General features: G+C 62.7%; 11 protein-coding genes. 1 reads left to right on the top strand and 10 read right to left on the bottom strand.

Features of this window, described 5'->3' with window-relative positions; translation table 11 throughout:
- Nucleotides 1-30 precede the first annotated feature (30 nt).
- The 10 genes from NGK70_RS21055 to NGK70_RS21015 form a co-directional block, all read right to left on the bottom strand.
- Entirely contained in the window at nt 31-1,719 is a 1,689-nt protein-coding gene (locus NGK70_RS21055) for a DUF262 domain-containing protein (protein WP_251970427.1), read from the bottom strand.
- 33 nt (nt 1,720-1,752) lie between these two features.
- Nucleotides 1,753-4,623, bottom strand: coding sequence for a TrlF family AAA-like ATPase (locus NGK70_RS21050; RefSeq protein WP_251970426.1), 2,871 nt, complete (start codon nt 4,621-4,623; stop codon nt 1,753-1,755).
- The gene (locus NGK70_RS21045) at nt 4,616-8,026 is read right to left on the bottom strand and encodes a BREX-1 system adenine-specific DNA-methyltransferase PglX (RefSeq protein ID WP_251970425.1); all 3,411 of its coding nucleotides are present in this window, start codon (nt 8,024-8,026) and stop codon (nt 4,616-4,618) included. Before NGK70_RS21045 ends, NGK70_RS21050 begins: the two co-directional genes overlap by 8 nt.
- A gap of 80 nt (nt 8,027-8,106) precedes the next feature.
- On the bottom strand, nt 8,107-11,568 hold the full coding sequence (gene brxC, locus NGK70_RS21040) for a BREX system P-loop protein BrxC (RefSeq protein WP_251970424.1): 3,462 nt from the start codon (nt 11,566-11,568) through the stop codon (nt 8,107-8,109).
- Nucleotides 11,569-11,607: 39 nt separating this feature from the next.
- Nucleotides 11,608-12,189: a DUF1788 domain-containing protein gene (locus NGK70_RS21035; RefSeq protein ID WP_251970423.1), complete on the bottom strand. Its 582-nt coding sequence runs from the start codon at nt 12,187-12,189 to the stop codon at nt 11,608-11,610.
- Complete coding sequence (locus NGK70_RS21030) at nt 12,179-12,979, bottom strand: hypothetical protein (RefSeq protein WP_251970422.1); 801 nt, start codon at nt 12,977-12,979, stop codon at nt 12,179-12,181. Before NGK70_RS21030 ends, NGK70_RS21035 begins: the two co-directional genes overlap by 11 nt.
- Nucleotides 12,976-13,185 carry a type II toxin-antitoxin system antitoxin gene (locus NGK70_RS21025; RefSeq protein WP_251970421.1) on the bottom strand — a complete coding sequence of 70 codons (210 nt, stop codon included), beginning with the start codon at nt 13,183-13,185 and terminating at the stop codon, nt 12,976-12,978. The genes NGK70_RS21030 and NGK70_RS21025 overlap by 4 nt, the downstream gene beginning before the upstream one ends.
- A gap of 1,245 nt (nt 13,186-14,430) precedes the next feature.
- On the bottom strand, nt 14,431-15,360 hold the full coding sequence (gene repC / locus NGK70_RS21020; protein WP_251970420.1) for a replication protein C, IncQ-type: 930 nt from the start codon (nt 15,358-15,360) through the stop codon (nt 14,431-14,433).
- Nucleotides 15,357-15,587, bottom strand: coding sequence for a helix-turn-helix transcriptional regulator (locus NGK70_RS26695; protein WP_428985542.1), 231 nt, complete (start codon nt 15,585-15,587; stop codon nt 15,357-15,359). The genes repC and NGK70_RS26695 overlap by 4 nt, the downstream gene beginning before the upstream one ends.
- Before the next feature lie 532 nt (nt 15,588-16,119).
- Entirely contained in the window at nt 16,120-16,740 is a 621-nt protein-coding gene (locus NGK70_RS21015; RefSeq protein ID WP_251970419.1) for a hypothetical protein, read from the bottom strand.
- Nucleotides 16,741-16,973: 233 nt separating this feature from the next.
- Here NGK70_RS21015 and NGK70_RS21010 point away from each other — a divergent pair, with 233 nt between their 5' ends.
- Nucleotides 16,974-17,384, top strand: a complete 411-nt coding sequence (locus tag NGK70_RS21010) for a hypothetical protein (RefSeq protein ID WP_251970418.1) — start codon at nt 16,974-16,976, stop codon at nt 17,382-17,384.
- Nucleotides 17,385-17,451 lie beyond the last annotated feature (67 nt).

The raw sequence follows: 17,451 nt of genomic DNA, 5'->3' as shown, positions 1-17,451 counted from the left end.
CCGGCCTTTACGGCTTCAAACGCGTTGCCATCACTTCAAGCCCCAGGACGTCGAAAGGACGTCCATCAGGTCCTTCTGGCGCTGCTCGACCACTGAGGGCGTCCAAGTCGGCGTACTGAGCACCTGCGTGGTCAGAACGTATGACGACACCCCCTGCTTGCCTCCGAAGTAGGCCTTCTTCTTGCGCTCGAAATCGTGGTTCTGCGCCTGGGAGTTGCGACGCTGATTGAGCGGCACCAAGTTGGCCAGGCGGTGCAACCATCGCAGTTGGTCGGCCACGTTGGGCCACTGAGCTGCCCAGACCGAATCCTTGGCCACGGTCTGCGGCAGGACGTGCTCGATGGTCAGGATGGAGGGGTCATAGGTGGCCGCCCCATCGGCGAGGAAGGAGTCAAGGCGAAGGATGAGGTAGTTCCGACGCCGAGCCGTCATCAGGTAGACCTCGCCCTGCAGCTGCGCCAGGAAGCTGGTCCTTTCGTGGTCGGTGAGTTCGATGGCAGATACCGGCGAAGCCATCGAATGGGGCTTCTCCAGCGCCGAAAGGACCCGCCCGTAGCGCTCGATTCGGCTGTTCACGTCATAGCCGCACACGTGCATGCATGCCGCGAGCCGCTCCAGCCGCTTGACGAACCAGTGCACGTAGCTGGCATCGGACTCGTGCTCGGCGAGGAACTTCATCGCGCTGGGCAGCCAATCCGAGTTGTCGATGCGGTTCAGCCAACGGAACAAGGCGTTGATTTCAGCGGCGTTCGACGTGGAGACGTACTGCGCATGCTTGGCCACCAGATAGGCTTGGGTGTAGGGCTCGATGACCTTCGTGACCAAGTCTTCGGCCGACGGCACCTTCGCGGTCACCCGCTCCCGAAACTCCTCGAGCAAGGCCCGGCGGGCCTTGTCCTTCGCATAAATCATGCGGATATGCCCGAAGACCTCGGCGAAACCATCCCGGCCGGTTTCCACCTCCAGCTCTTCCCAGGTGTCGTTGTAGGCATCCCGAAGAGCAGGCTTCACCTTGCCGATGACGTCAGACTTGATGATGTCCGTGGGCAGCAGGTTCAAGCCGCGGCTGTTGAGCACGGAGAAGACCCGAAACGCGGACTGCTGGCTGGGCGTCGAGACCGCAACCAGGAAGCAACGCTGCACAAGGAAGCCGCCGAACTGTGTGGCCGCCGTCGCGTCCGCACCGAAGGCCGCATCCAGCCGCTGCAAGAACAGGCGCGCATTGGCCTGGATGTTCCGCTGGGACTCGTTTTCCAGCTGGGCAGGGTCTAGGGCCAGGAGTTCGTCCAGGGCCACGTCCTGCACATAGCGCTTGAAGAACGCGCTGTCACGCTCCCGCAGGGTCAACCGGGGCTTCTGGGCGAGGCCTTCCAGCACGTTGCCGGGCTCACACAGGTAGCGGTGGAACGCATCGCGAATCTGCCCCGAGGCGCGGTGGGTCAACGCGGCCAGCAGGAGGGTCAGCGTCGTCAGTCGTTGCTGACCGTCTATCACCTCGGCATGCGGCTTACCTTCCTCCTTGATGAGCACGATGCTGCCCAGGAAGTAGGTGTCCTCCTTGTCCTCCTTGCAGTAGAAGTCATGCAGGTCGGAAAAAAGCTCACCTGCCTGGACCGTCGTCCAGGCGTAGGGGCGCTGATAGCTCGGGATGACATAGTCGAAGTCCGAGCTGAAGATTTTGGCGAGCGGGAACTCTGCGCCGCTGATTTTCTTGGTCATGGTTGCCCTTGTTCTCCCTGGTGGTCGCTCGCGTCAGAAGTGGTACTTCTCGCTGCGCTGCTTGAAGGCTTGTTCTGAGCCTTCCATGATGTCCAGCACCGCCTCAGCCACGCCCTTGCGGTCGAGCCCGCCATGGGCGCGGGGCTTGCCACGCCCGTCCCGGGCCTCCAGGGCGTAGATTTGTTCGGCGTCCGCGTTGACCGGCAGGTTCGCGTTGTGCGTGGCGACTATCAGTTGCCGCTTGCTCTTTGCAGCCCTCAGGTCGCGAACCAGGGTGCGGTAAATGAAGCTCGAGTCCAGCTCGTCCTCGGGCTGGTCAATCACGATGGGGCCTTCCCCGCGTGCCAGCATCAGGTTCAGCAGGACGGTGTTCCGCTGCCCTTCTGACAGGGCACCACTCATGGAGCCCGCAACGGTTCGGTCCTCGCGCAACAGCTCAACGTCGATGCCGTCGCTCACGCGGGAGATGCGCACGTCCTCCCACAGGGGGCGGGTGTTTTCGCCGTCGAGGTGCACGAACAGCGCTTGGTGCAGGCCTTCCAAGAGCACGGTCTCAAGCACCCCTGTGTCCGCTCTTGCCGCTTCCAGCGTCTCCCAGACGGATGCATCGGCCCGCTTCTTCCACTCACGGAACAGCTCGTCACCGTAGTCGTCCCATCGGCGAGCCAGCTTCCCGCGCTTGTCCGTCGGGGCCAACCGCGCCCAGGCCGCCTTGAACGACGCTTCGTCGGCCATGAGGGCGGTGGTCAACCGGACGGTCTGGGAGGCCACAGCTGCCTGGATGGCTTCGGCCGTTGCCCGGCGGGCATCGAACTGCGAGCGCCAGACCGCGTGCAGCTCGCTGAGCACCTGCGGAAACTTGTCCGCTTCAATCCGCACCTCGGCCAGTCGCTTCTGTCGCTCCTCGACCAACTTCAGCTTCTCTTGGCGCTTTTCTTCCAGGCCCTGCATCCGGGCGATGTCCTCTTCCCGGATGCCACTCGCCACGCATGCTGCGCGGAAACGCTCCTGCACGGCGGCAATTTCTTGCTCGGTTGCCTGGGTGGCGCCTTCCCCAAGGCAAGCGGTCATCGCCTGCTGGTAGCCAGTCATGGCATTGGTGATGGCCGCGGCCAAGTCCGCCCGCGCCTGCTCCATCTGCGTCGTGGCGCCCTTGAACCAAGCCGCGTTCGGCCAGTTGTCCGCACTGGCGGATAGCGGCTCCAGCGACGTGCCCAACTGCTGCAGTACCTGGTTCACCGCTTCCACGACAGGCGCATCCGCCGATTTCATGCGGTTGAGGTGCCTACGTGCCTCCAGTGCCAGCTGGTTCAGCTGCGAGTCCTCTTGGACCGCCTCGCGCGCCTTTAACTGCCGCGCCAGCTCGACAGCCTCTTGCTGCGCCTCGGCGACCTCAGCTTGCAGGCGGGCGGCGTCGCGTGTGCTCTGGAAGAGTGCTTTCAGGTGCGCCTTGCGGTCGCGCTCGGTCGCCTTGAGCTCCAACAGCGATGCTCCGGCGGCCGTGTCAATCAGCGCCAAGACCTGAGCCTGGCCCTGCGCGCCGTTGGTCATGCGGCTGAGCTCGCCTTGGCTGAAGAACTGAAGCTGGAGCTGTCGAAGCACGGTGTTCAGGTCAGCCACTTCGCGACCATCCAGCCACCGTTGCTGGCCTGCGGGCTTCCCTGGCGCGTAGACCAAGGTGTCCGACACCCCGTTGCCCACCTCGAAGGTGACCCGCAGTTCCGCCTCGGGCGTCAGCGACTCCTTCAGCAGCTTGCGCTTGCGCTGCAAAGATGGGTCTTCGTCTTCGGTCTTGGCTGCCGGGTCCTCGTGCGCAATCGCAAACCGCACGTACTCCAGCAAAGACGACTTGCCGCTGCCGCGACCGCCGATGACGCAGTTGAAGCCCTCCGAGAAGTGCACGTCCTGGTCTTCCAGAAACCTCGCCCCTCGAACCGAGACCTTGGTGATGCGTGGATGCACCAGCGCCTCGCTCGGGCGAGCGCCCTGCAGCTGGATGCGGGACAGCGGGTCCAGGAATGCTTGCCGCAGCGCCTCGATGGAAGGCTTGGACATCTTGAGCCAGGTGTGCCGGTAGCCCAGCGAGTTGGCGACGGGCTGCCCCTGGTCGTCTGTCTTGAGCGACTTGGCGTCCGACGACATGACGTAGGCGGGGTGGCAGTCAGTTCTGGACCATTCACGGTTCCGCCCTTCAACGATGTCGAGAACCCTCCTAGAAGGCGGACTCTGGGTTACTTCAAAGGCAAGCAACTTCTTGTATTTGTAGTCGTCCGCATTGCGGGCACCTTCCAGAATGCCGTCCGCTTGGTCGGCGTGTGCCGCGATGACGATGCCATTGCGCTTGCCTTGCACGAGGTCGATGAGGTCCTTGAGCGAGACATTCGCGTCCGCTCTGCGCAAGGGCCTGGGTTGGCCGCGTTGGAACCGTTCGCCTTCGTCCAGACCGAGCTTACAGAGCAGCTTGTTTACCCGCCGGATGTCGCGCTCTTTCCTCGCCGGCTCGAACAGGCACAGCACGTGGTAGCCAATGTCCACCTCGAAGCCCGGCAGGATGTGTAGCGGCTGTCGCCCCAACTCCCCTGCGACCGTTTTGTTCTGCTCCACCAGATGCGTCAGGAACCACTCCCGAGGGTCCGTCCTCTGAGAGAAGTTGTGGTCCGTAACGCCAATCAGCTCCAAGCCGACCTCATGGCAACGACGAAGGTAGGTCCGCGCAATCTCCTGGAGGCGACTTTCATCTGGCTTCGCAGGTCCCACCACGCCATTGGCATCCGGCGCCGGCAAAACCGGAGATAGGCGTGGCTCCGGCAGCCGCGTATCAGCATCATCCCAGTGCGCAGCGTCTTCGGGCGTTTGAACCTGGAAGTCGCACTTGAACCATCGCATCCCTTCGTAGTCAGCCACGGCGTGCCTCCTGGGCTGCTTTCTTCTCCGCGACCGTCAGGTGGTGGTCGTTGATGCGGTCGCCACCAAAGGTCTTGAACCACGGCGCACTCTCCACGTCCTTGCCCCTGTCCTTGTCCCAGGTGATGTTGAGCTTGGGCTTCTTGTTGTGGCGCAGCACCTCGGCGGTCATGAAGGGGCGGATGTTCAGGCGCACGCCGTCGTTGAGGTCGGGGTTCCAGCCGATGGGCTGCTCGGCCAGCGGCTTCCAGCGCACGAAGATGTCGTAGGGCGGCTCGCCTTCGAGGATGAGCTCCAGGCGACGTTTCAGGTCCTGAGCGGCGGCCAGGCGCTGCTGCGCGCCGTCAGCGCCAGAGCGCACGCCGGCCTCCTGCTGGCGTATCCAGTCGCCCAGGTAGGTGTGGATGAGGCGTTCCAGCTTCTTGTGGTCGAGCAGGTGGTAGTTCACCAGCGCGGCGAAGCCGTCCTTCAGGCCATCCCACACATGCCAGATGAAGGGGCGGTGGTGGAAGCGCTTGGCGTGCTGCTCGAAGAACTTCTCGCGCAACCAGACGTCCAGGCCCTTGCCGGCGCAGTCGGCATCGGCCAGCAGCTTGTCGAGCACGGTGGGCTTCCAGCTGCCGGGCTGCACGGTCTCCCAGGCGGCAATCAGCAGCTTGAGCAGACGGTCATGGGCGGGCGCCTCGCCGCGCACCGAGGGCAGGCAGACGATGCCGTCGTCGTCGATGTGCTCGGCCAGCTGGTCGCAGCGCGCAATCCAGGTGCGGGCCTCGTCTGCCAGCTCCATCGCCGTGTCGGTCTCGGCCGGCCAGCGGTAGCCGGCCAGGCGGGCGACGGCGACTTGCAGTGGGTCGGTGGCTGACTGCGGGTGGCCATGGAAAAGCCACTGGGTGGGGTCGTCGGAATGCGGTTTGGGCAGGCCGTTGGGGTAGCGCTCGACGGCGACTTGTTGCCAATGTTCAAGGTCAAATGTGACCTCGACAAAACTCTGGTCAGTAATCTTCAGCTGCTGATTGAAGCTCCTGACGTCATCATGAAAGCTGCCTGTCGACAAGTAGCACCATATTGCAGGGAGATACTCATCTTTGTCGGGGACAACGACGCTAACGTTGTTGTCAAACAGTTCGCCAGAATAGAGCGTAACGGGCAGGCTACGGGTCGCCGTGATTGTGACTCCCTTCTTGCCCCAGGCTTCTCTTCCCCGTAGCCAAGACCCAACTTGTTCTGGCCCGAGCCGCTCACGCAGATAGGCAAGAAACTCGCCACTGCCGCTCTGCCAATACAACACTTGCGAAGCGCCGCCGTACTCGCAAACAGACTCGACCGAACTCTGTTGGAAGGCCCACTCGGTTCCCTCAATCTTGGAAACCTCCCAAAACGAGCGACCGAAGCGGCTGTAGTCTCCAGTACAAATCCCAAGGTTGCTCTTCGCGTACAGCTTAAGGAGCGTCCCCGAAGCATTGCCCGAGAGCACCACCTTTGCGTCCGGATTCCCTAACTGCCCCTTCTGACTCGCGGTCAGCATTTCACCTTCGCGTAGCAGCGCTGCCTTTTCCTGTGCCGCTTTGGGCGCGCTGGCATCCAAACCTCGCACTTGATGGCCCTCAGTCGCCAAGGCGTTGGTCTGAGTGAGCAAGATGATGAATGCACCCGCTGCCTGCGGGCTGTCGAAACCTCCTTCGCCTAGCCTAGCCAGCAGATTCCACTGAACCGACTTGAGCAGCGACTGCCTCTGCTTCTTGTAGCTGGAAAGAAATAGCCAGTTCTGCGGCATCACGATTTGCACCACGCCTGCACCTTGGTCGCGGCTGAGCTCTAGACAGCGCTCCAGGAACACATTGGCCAGGTCATTCTTGGCCTCGGGGTAATGGGCCTCGCAGTAGTCCTTCAGCGTGTCGTGGTGCTTGCCGCGCGCCAGGTAGGGCACGTTGGTCACCACCAGGTGATAGCGCCCGTCCAGCAGCCGGGCCGCATCCAGCAAGCCCTTCGCGGTGAGCGCTAAGTCCCAGCTGTCGTCCTGCAGCTCGCTGGCCTGCCCCCACAGAGTCGCCGAACGCTCGGTAGCCAGTGCCCGCCCCAGCAGGTCGCGCAGGGTGTCAAAGCTGGATGTGGCCAGGTCGTTCTTCAGGCTGCGCGCCGGGTCCAGCAGGCTGCCCAGCAGCGGCGCCTGGGCGAAGCTGGCGTGCAGCAGGCGCAGTTCCTGCCGCAGGTAAGCCGCGTTCGGTGCGTCATCCGGCACGAGGGCCATCCAGTCCTCGGGCTTGGCCGCCACCTTCAGGCCGCAGCAGGCCACCTGCGGCGCGGGCATGTCGGCGCGCACGCCCAGCGGGTCGCCGTTTTCGTCTGGGAAACGCCAGGCCGCCAGGGCAAGTGCGAAAACGGCGATTTCCACGCAGCGGGCGTCCAGTTCCAGGCCGTGCAGGTTGTCGGCCAGCACGGCGTCCACCGCGTCCATCGCGCTCAGGCCCTCGGCCGCCATGCGCATGGGCACCAGCAGCAGGAAGGCCGCCACCAGGAAGTGGCCCGAGCCGCAGCACGGGTCCAGCAGCTTGAAGTCTTCCAGCCGGTCAGGCCAGCCTTCGAACTTGCCGGCGGCGGGCGTGCCGTCGTCCAACGTGCGCAGGTAGGTCAGTGGCACGGGGCAGGTCTGACCGGGGTGGCGTGTCACCCACCAGGCGCCCAGCGAGTTGTGGAGCAGGAAGTCCACCATGTAGGGCTCGGTGAAGAGCTGGGTGACGGCGGGCAGCTCGTCGGCGCCAATCTTCACCTCCGAGGCGTTGACCTCGTCCTTGCGCTTGGCCTGCCAGAACTGGTAGACCCAGCCCAGGCTGTCGCTGGCCTTGAACACCTCGGGCAGCAACGCGGCCAGCAAGCGCTCCAACTCGCGCTGGTGCTCCGGCGCGAAGGCCAGCTCGAACACCGGGCTCTGCGGCTTGAACACCTGGGGCAGCATGCGTGCGGCCAGCTTGCCGGCGAGTTCCCACTTGGTCTTGGCGCCCAGGTTCATCGCCGGGTCGGCTTCCTGCACCAGGGCTTCGCAGTCGTCCAGCGACACCGCCGCGCCGGGCTCCCACAGCAGCAGGCCGTTCTCTGCCAGGAAGCGGGCGAACAGCATGCGGTGCCAATGCTCGTAGGCCACTTCCCAGACCAGGTGCTGCAGGGCCTGGGTGTCGTCGCTGGCCTTCTTGTCGCCCAGCGCGCGGCCGTGGGCGCGCAGGCGGCGGCGCAGGGCCTTGAGGTCGTCGGTCAAGTAGCCGGGGGCGGTGGCTTCGCCCACGGCCAGTTGGCTCAGAGCGGCCTGGGCGCCTTTCTCGGCCACGTCGCGGGCGGACTTGACGGTGGCTTCGAGCTGGCTGCGCAGGGGCTTGGCCAGGGGCTGGTTGTTGATGCTTTGGGGCGACATGGTGTTCTGTGTCTTGTTTTCGACGTAACGCAGGTAACGGGGTCACGCAGACCGAGCTACCTGGCCTCCTTGTTCATCGCTCAGAGCGCCACGGGCCCCTGCTTGAGCTTGGTCACCAGCAAAGCCTCGACTTCAGACAGCCAAGCCTTCAACTCGGCCTCGTCGTTCAGGGTGCGCTTCGGCAGCGCCACGTGGACGACGTTGGGCTTGAGCAGCTGAACGGCCGCATGGCGAGCGGCCTCGAAGCGACTGGGCAGCGCCTGGGTCTTCGAGACCCAATGCTCTAGGTCGCAGTCGTCCAAGGCGTCCTGCAGCTGCTCGGGCGTACCCAGCTCCAGGGCAGCCAGGGCCGACAGGTGATGCTTGGTGCCGAGGTCATCACGCTGCGCGGCGCTGAGCTTGTTCCAGTCGGCATCGGCCGCCAAAAGCGAATGCTGCTGCGCGAACGCCTGCTGGAAGCCGTCGAGCTTTGCGTTCAGGGCCTGGCGCAACACGTCCACCGTCTTGTCCAGCAGCGGGCGCACCGGGTCCGGGTCGGCCAGCAGGCTGCGCTGAGCCTCAATCGCATCGGCCTCGGCCTTCAGCGTCGGATAGGGTCCCAGAGCCTTGGCGTGGCGCAGCAGGTCGTTCAGCTTGCGCCAGACGGGCAGGCGCTTCGCAATGCCTTCCGCGGTCTTGGTCCATGCCTTCGACAAGGCAACGATTTCGTCGTTCCGGTTGAACAGCTCCTGCAGCTGGGCGTTGCCGCTCTGGGCTTCGATGGCCTCGATGGACGCCAGCTTCGGTGCTTCGGGTGCGGGGGCCTGCCCGCCGGCCTTGGCCGCCTGCTCGCGCAGCTTGGCCAGCAGCGCCGGCACTTTGGACAGCTCTTCCTTGGGCTGGCAAGGCACGCCGACCGCGCTGAACAGCCCGCGAATCTTGATGAGCTGCGGCGGCGTGATGTTCACGCTCTCGCGCTGGAAGCTGGCCTGGGTAACCTTTGCACGGTCGAGGCTCTTGGCGTCCACGGCCTTCGAGGCGGCGTCGAAGGCCTTGATGTGCCCGGCAGCCAGCAGCGCGTACAGCGCGCCGTCGATGGCATCACGCGGCCACCCGAAGGGTGGCGCTTCAAAGTTGTCGCGAACCTCGGCGCCCTTCTTGCCGGGGCCGATGAACGCCAACAACTTCTGGCAAACCGGGTGCTTGTCAGCCTCCTGGGTGTGGCCCACGGCCTTCAGCGCCTCCAGATTGCCCTTGCGCGCCTCATCGAGCACCTTGCTCCACATGGCGTGGTCGGCGGCATCGAACTGGCTGTACAGGCGGATGGCTGACGACTTGGCCGCACGGTTCATGCGGTCAGCCAGGTCATTGCCATCAACGGCCTCCTGCCCCCCCGCCTGGAAGACCCGCACCCCGGCCAGCAACTGGTCCAGCAGTTCGGAGAGCTCCTTCTCCGCAGTGCGCTGGCGGCTTTCCATGGACCGCTGCGCGTCGCGGCCTTCCTCGGTCGACGGGCTGCCCTTCTTCTGCAGCGTGGTGCGAGCAGCTTCCAACGCCACGATGGCGTTGGCCAGCTCGGTCTTGTGCTGTGCCGGCAGGAAGGCGAAGAGCGTGGGGTTGTCGGAGCTCTTGGCTTTGGCCTCGGCGATGACGGACTTCTCCTCGGTCTGCCAGCCGTCCTGAATCCACAGGTACAGGCTCTTCTCGTGGTCCTTGGGTAGGCTGTCGTCGTACGTCGGCGTCAGGCGGCGCTCGACGTTGTCCTTGCCTTGAACGACACGGACCTTCTTCAGCACATCGCCAAAGCGGCCCTTTAGAAGGTCGGCGCGCTTCTGTTCCACCCGCTGTGGGGCGGCCTTTAGTTCGGCCTCCTGAGCGCGGAACTCGTCGTACCAGGCGCTGGACTCTCGGGTCTGCAGCCGGTATTCGGTCCCGCTGCCGCCTGCCAGGGCCATCACCAGCCGGTCCTTGTTCTGCAGCTCGGCCAACAGGTCGGGCAGCTGCTTGCGCAGTTCGGACGAACCGGCTGACAAGTTGGTGACCAGCAGGTCGGCGAGCGCCTCCTCAGTCGCCTTCAACCCGATGTCCAGCGCGGCATCTGCCGGCAGCTTGTTGATGAGGAAGATGAGCTTGAGCAGCTTGCCCTTGAGCTGGGCGTGCGCATCGCCGGCCGCGAACTTCTGAACGTTCTCGAACACTTCCTTGGGCAGTTGCGCCGTGGAGACCAGGTTCGCAGCAATCTGGTCGTACAGAAAGTCCCCGGACACGACGTGGCCCAGCGGTGCGTCGGCGGTAGCCAACACGGCCTCATGCACCACGCGCAGTTGGCTGCGCAGCTGAGACACGGTGCCGGTGGTGTCGATGGTCCGCAGAACGCGCTCCCAGAAGCGGCGGCGCACAGGCAGCAGAGGGTAGTCGGACGTCATCACGTCCTCATCGTCGGTGACGTGTTCGAGCTTGGTGCCGCGCAGGTGGCGGGAGATTTCGCCCAGGTTGGCGCGCCAGACCTGCTCCACCTCGGGCTGCGCCGAGGGCTTCTTGGCCAGGATGATTTGGCGGGTGACGTTCTCGACGTCCCAGTCGCCCAGCATCACGGGCACCGGAAAGCGTCCCAGCAGGCGCTGCAGGTTGGGCATGCCCGACAAGGCGGACTGCCCGGTGCCCACGAACAACAACTTTCCGTTGAAGTGCTTGGTCAGCGTCTCGGTAACCTCCTGGACCTGGAAGGCCTTCTCGGCGTCAGTGCCGATGTACTGCTGCACTTCATCAAGCACCACCAAGGTCAGCGGGAACTTGCCATCCACTTCCAAGGCGGCTTCGATAGCGGCCACCAGCTGGTCGCTGCTGACATCCGGCACCTCAGGAAACTGACTCTTCAAGATAAGGCGCAGGTCCTTCTGGTTGGCAGCCAGGTCTGGTCGGTGCTTCAGCAGAGATTGCGCGAGGGCCTGCGAAACGTACATCTCAGGCAGCACCTTCTCGAGGGTCCGTCCTTCCGCCTGCAGGTCGAGCTGCACCGCGTCCAGGATTCCCTCGCGCTTCAGCCACATCTGCAACTGAGCTTGGTTGTACTGAGCCGGCAGGCCCTTCGACTTGAAGATGATGCCCAGCAGGGCCAAGCGAACCTTGTTGCCCGCGCCGGCGCCCAGCTTGCCGGCCGCGGCGTGCAGCGAGCCATGCCGTTTGCCCTGGATGCTGAGCTCCTTCAGGTGCTCGAACACGCCGGTGGGCAGCTTCGCCAGACTGCGCGCGGTGGCTCCGTCGGGGAACTGGTAGTCGGTCCACAGGGTGCGCAGCATCTTGGCCAAGTGCGACTTGCCGCTGCCGTAGAAGCCGGAAATCCAGATGCCGGGCTGTTCGGTGCCGGCGTCGAGGTTCACCAGGAACTTGTCGAGAATCGTCTCCAGACCCTTCTCGTACTGCCCGTCGCAGACGAAGGTCTCCAACTCGTAGCGCAGGATGTCCTGGGCGGCAGCGGAGTGGTCTTCGGAGACCTCTGCCACGCCGTTGTTGACGAGCCGGTTCTCCTTCGGGGCCTTGTTGTAGATTTCCCTGTTCAGCATGGTGGTCCTTGCTCTGGTTTTTCGGTGTGTTGTGTGGGCTCAGTCCTGCGCCAACAGTGGCACGGCCATGTAGTTCCAGCCGTCTCGGGCATCAAGCAGGCGGTAGGTGTGGTTTTCGGGGTGGTGTTCACCGGGGAAAAACACCAGGAGCCTGCCCTGAACGGACTCCTTGATGCCGCGCGCGGATGGCGTTCCCTCGACGACGGACGAGACACGCGCCAAGCCAAACAGTGCCCCGACTCCCAGGAGCGCCACGACGGTGTCAGGCCCAGCGTCGGCTTCAATACGCGCGCGCAGCTTGCTGTTCAGGTCAGCGAGGAACTCGGTCAGCTCACCCGTCTGGTAGCCCGCGAGGTCTTCGGGCGACTCGAAATAGGCGTCGCGGTATTCCTGTGCTGCCATCCATTCGGGGAACGCGTTGGTCACGTCCACCAGCAACCACTGCTTGCCCGCCTGCTGGGTCGCTAGGGCAAACTCTTCGACGTTGGCACGAAGCCGCAGTTCGTCAGCCTTGTCGTAGACCGCAAAGATGACGCGCTGGATGGCCGCGAGTCCGGGCTGCCAGGGCACTGTGAGGTGCTGGCGGTAAGCGGACACCAGTTTGGCGACCTTAGACGACATAGGAGACCTCCTGACGGATGCGTTCTTCTTCGGGCGTGAGGTAGCCGGGGAACCGCACCTCCTTGACGCCGCCAGCGTTCATGAAGACGAGCAGCCCCCGATGTGACGCTGAGTTTGCAAGCGCCTCTAGCTCATCAGGTGAGCGACCAAGCAAGTTCGTCCACTCTGACGAGAACAATCGTTGACCTGTGCGTCCTTCCAGGTAGCCCAGAAACAACAGGAGCGCGATGGACTCGGGGTGAAGCTGCGAGATGGCGCGGGTCTTGCGCACACGACCGTGCAGGAAGCCCGCCGCAGTCCAGGTGCCGGCCACGTTTTGCGCAAACGACTTGAGCGAGGCGGGACTGAAGCGCTCGGGGTGACAGGCCTCGAGATAGGCCTCCACCGCCGCCCGCTGGACAGGGGCGCCCAGCGCCTGCCCAAGAATGAAGGTCTGGGTGCCGCGCAGCAGAGGGTCCCGCGCAAGGGCCACCGCCAAGGCAATGAGCGGTTGGGCGGCCTGCTCTAGCGGCCAGAGGCGTCGAAGCGCACGGAAGATGGGATTCGCAGGGTCCAGCGCGTACAAAGTTGCCATGTGCCGCAGCGCCAGTTCGCGGGCCTTGCGGGTTGGCTTTCCGAGCACGTTGTCCTCGACCACCGCCGAGACATAGTCGGCACGCGTTGCATGTGCCGGCGTGTGCTCCAGCAGCACGCACAAGTCGTCCAGCATCATGGTCCGAGCGGCGTGCGGACCGTTGAGGCCAAATCGAAAACCGAGCGCCTGCAATGCGTCGAGCTTGGATGCCGTCATGACGCACGCTTCCGAGGCTTTGGTGCTGGCAACGTGTCGTCAGGGACACCCGGCAGCGGGTACCCGCGCTCACGGCAGTAGGCAACGACCATCACTTCGAACATGTTGGCGAGGCTGCGCATCTCTCGCTCAGCTGCGGCCTGCATGGCAACCTTGATATGAGGTTCGATGCGGACGCTGAAGACTTGGGTCTTCGTGGTTGCCATCGCAGCCTCCTTGTAAGCAGTTTGCTAGTAAAACGCTAGCTTACCCGAGTGCTGAAGATGCTCTGTCGCTCAGTCCACCGAGATACCCCCCAAACACGTGGGCCTCCTTGGACTTTTGACACGTCGACCGCTGGGCCGCAAAACACGGCCCTGCGCGCCATGAGTGGTGCGGCGAAGGACTCAAGTGTGGGCCCGGTGTTCTAACGCCAGCGCGAGATGCCAACGACCCCTTCAACCTCGCCAAGCCCGCCGTCAATAGTTCTCGTCCTTCGAAACAACAGGGGGCACCTGCGGTTCCCCCTCGGCCCTACCGGGCCTCACCCCCTCCCTTGCTCACAGGCCTACTTCCGCGCCTGCCCATGAACTTCACATCAGCATGAGGGTGCGAGCCTCACCATGAGTGCAAAGCGCGCTCCAGCGCGCCTGGTTGCCCGGGCGGCCAACAGGCCGCACTACGCATCGCGGTCAATGCGCTTCGAGCGGAGGAACTACGCAAGCCTGCCGCAGCGGCTGACATGCCTGAAACGCGCACCACTCGTTTCCGAGTCGCAATGCGCACTTGGGCAACCAGGCCACACACGTGCAGCCTTCATCTCGAAGGGAGCATGCCGCACGGAAACCTCTATACCGAGAACCGGCGCGTCGCTGTCAGCCCAGACCAACTGAGGAAAATGTCGCGAACGAAATTGGCGTGGGGAGCAGAAGCGGCACAAACATCGGCTGCGGGGGGACGGAATCCAAGAAGTCCTGAAGCAAGCGCAGCCCCTGTGGTAGGGAAAAAAATTGCTGTAATAGGGAAACACTGTGGTACTTGCGAGGCGCCAAACGATGCGAAATTCTGGAATACAAGAAGCAATTGGCAGGAGTTCTCCCGAGCCCCACCTACCAAAAAGTGTTTTCGGTTTAGCGCAGGGGTGTATCCGAAACAGCGCACCCCCCGTTTCCGGAATAGCGCACCTATCAAGCCTTGCGTCTCTCGAAAACCTGTCCCTCCTCTGCCTCACGGAATTGGCCCGGCCGTGCAAGTTAAATTCCGTCCGGAATCTCGGCTCGCACAGTCGGGCCATCGCTTTAGCCAGGAAGGCAGTCCCACCTAGAAGCGCCAAGCGCTGCTCGCCTTGAACCTCTTTTGGGAAGGAATTCCAAAAGTGGGCGCAATTGGCTTGGCGCCCATCGTGTTGAGGCATGGGGGCGCTATCGCGGATAGCATCGCCCCGCCCACAGGCAAGCGCCCTTGTTTCCGATTTAGCGCACAGACGGAATCGGGGTTTCGGGGGCGACTCTACGCTTTCTTGCGGCAAGCAAGCCGGCATCCATCGGTCGCGTAATCTCATAAACGTCGTGCGACGGCTTTTCCTTCGGCTTCACAAGCCACCCGTGCTGCCCCAGCACCGCAAGTGCGGCACGAATCTTCGTCTTCTCAAGCCGTGTCGGAGCCCGGCCAGGCCACAAGTATTCGGACAACCTATCAATGCCGATTTCACCGCGCTCGCCAGGGTTAATCCAGGAAAGGCGGATTGCCAGCATGCGGGAGTACCCGCTCGCGGGCATACCCACGATGGAGGACAACAGCACGTAGGTATTATTTCTACGAGAGCCAAGCATGGCGTCAATCAAGAGCGGCGCAAGGGCTATACAGAGGCTGCCATCGACTTGAAGTTTCACCTTAATCAACTGATGATTCTGCATCGTAGTGCGCTTGGCAAGGCTTTCTCTCCCTGTCCAGACGCTTACTGCGCCAAGTCGCTCCAACGAACGCCGAACCGCATCGAGGCTTGCTCCACCGCTCCCCAGACCTACCGATTCGGCGAGTTGTCGCAATGAAGTATGAACTTCGACTGTGGTTGCGACCGCACTATTCAACCACTCAAGGTGGTCTGCCTGCGCAGCGCGTTCCTCTGAATGAGCCTTTCGAAGGCTGTCTCGATGAAGTACGCCTGCCCGAGCAAGCAGCGCCAGTAGCAGCAGCGCCTCGTTCTGTCCAAGTAGGTTAGGCCCCCAGAATCGGACGTAAACACCGTGGGTTGACCTCCACCAAACATCCAGAATTGCTTGGTGGTCTGCGTCACAGCCAAGGCGGCGAAACAGGCCATCTGCATTGACCACCGCACGATGGGCGAATGCAAACTCGTCGCTTATTTCCGCAGGGGGCAAGGCGACCGGCGCACGCTTCATAGCTGCCTCGCGCGTTGAGTCGCTCTCTCGGCGGCAACAGGCGCGGCCGGAGCCTGACGGCGCTTCTGTTCAAGCCACTGCTCGACATCCTCCGCGACGAACCTCGGCAGGTTTCCAAGGCGCACGTGCGGCGGAAGGTCTCCGCCGGTACTGATTCGGTTGTAGATTGTTCTGGTAGCGAGGCCGAGAACGGCGGCAAGACCTGAGGGGGTAAGTAAGGGCGACATCACTGATGCGTGGAAGCGCAGTCACAGCGACTGCCCACGGTATAGCGCATGGGCACCCCCATGATTTACCTGCAGTGCATCAGGCTTACCCGGGATGGACAAAGAGCAGGCGACGAAGCCCGGCCTAGTCCTAAGATTTTCCTGAAAATTCCCTTCGGGTTGTCAGGTGCATTTCCGCTGAACATCCACCCCACTAGCGCGCAGCGGGCTCACAGCGGCCCGACAACTCACCACAGGGCGGCATGCATCTACAGCTTTGCTCGCCCTCGCCGCCGCCACTCCAAGCCTCGGGGCACACCGTGGCAGTGCGAGCATGCCGGTCAGCTTTGTGATTCCGGGTAAGTGCCCCCCGGCGCTGGACATCTGTGCACGGGCACGGGGAAGCGCCCTGTGCCCCGGCTTGACGGGGCGAATTGGCGTACTTTGCGTAAAAAATCAAGCCTGATAATAGCAATTATCAGGCTTGACGCCCCGCTGGAGGCGGCTTCACCTCGGCCGTCGAGCCCAGCAACGTGTGCCTAGAAGGCACGCGTTATTCAAGGTCATCGTCGTCAAAGAGCGAGACCACCCCTCGCCGCTGCGGCTTTTGCGGATGGGGTGTGATGCCCAGCGCCCGTCCGTACTCCACAACCTCTGGCCACCAGGTGGGCACCAGACTAGAAAAGTCATCCGAAGTAGCAGCGCTTCCCCGGTCATAGTTTCTTATACCCGACTCCAGGACCGCGCACCGCAATATCATTTGGCGGTCGACACCAACAATGCCATTGGCACCAAGAATATCATCCAGCTTATCCAAGAATCTCAGGCATTCATCTTTACCTGGGCAAAAATCGGCCAACGTGAGGTTGAACGGTCTGAGCGACTCGATGCGCAGAACACTGATACTGCCAGTGGGAAGCAACTCCCATACAGCCAACGAGCCACAGTTTGGCACATCATCGAAAAACTCTATGCCCTCCAGTACACCTCCAATGGGATGGGTAAACGACCCGGAATCAGCGTCAAGAAGCGTCATTGCGGCGGTATGCGTGCCGCCATATTTCGCACTAAGAAGGATACTTAGTGCCATCATAAGTGACCCACAAGTGGACGCCGACTGTGTATTGGCAAGCCGGAAGTCGGGGGTGAAGTAATCCGAATTAATCGCAATCATTTGTTCGTTCCTTTATTTAATTTCGCCATGCCCGCGGTCATTTCGCGAAGCAAAGACGAGGGTGGTGAATTTTCGTTTTATTGGGGTGAATGCAGCCATGCCTCCAGTACACCCCACTTTCCCGCTGATTTCAGCGTACAAGCACACAACATCTGCCGCCGCACATCATCCCTGTTCAGTCTTCCTATACAAATGAAATGAACTCTCCATTTCAACCAAGAGCAGGAAGCACCATGCGACTCGAACAGTGCAAGCATCTGGTTTTCGACGCCATACCTGAAGAATCCCATGCATTTGCCCATGAACTGCTGAGGCGAGCAGTTGCACTCGGGAAATTGAGGGCTTCCAGTGGCAGGGGCGAGTTGCTGAAAGCCACTGGCCACTTGGCACGCCCGTTCACCTTCAGTTTTCTCGATGTGTCAGCGACTTCTGTGCTGGTGCGGCGCAGGAGAATCATTGAGACGTGCGGCCGCAGAAATCCGTTCAACGACTACCACCTCATCACCCGAACCCGACTCGGGGCTCGGGTCATCGCTGTTCCACGGTCAGTCGTCGTCCTGAACGCCAAGAACGGCGCCGTACCTGGCGGCCTCGTCCGGAGCATTCAGCAGGACATCAAGAAGGGCGACCTTGTTGCGGCATGAAGACTGTCAGGAGCGCGTGGCTATCGCGAAGCAGAGGTAACGAGGTAACAAGAACCTCGTGTTCCGG

The sequence above is a fragment of the Sphaerotilus microaerophilus genome (assembly GCF_023734135.1).
GTDB classification, from domain to species: Bacteria; Pseudomonadota; Gammaproteobacteria; order Burkholderiales; family Burkholderiaceae_C; genus Sphaerotilus; species Sphaerotilus microaerophilus.
The sequence above is the reverse complement of the archived record's forward strand: the minus strand, read 5'-3'. Positions and strand labels throughout refer to the sequence as shown.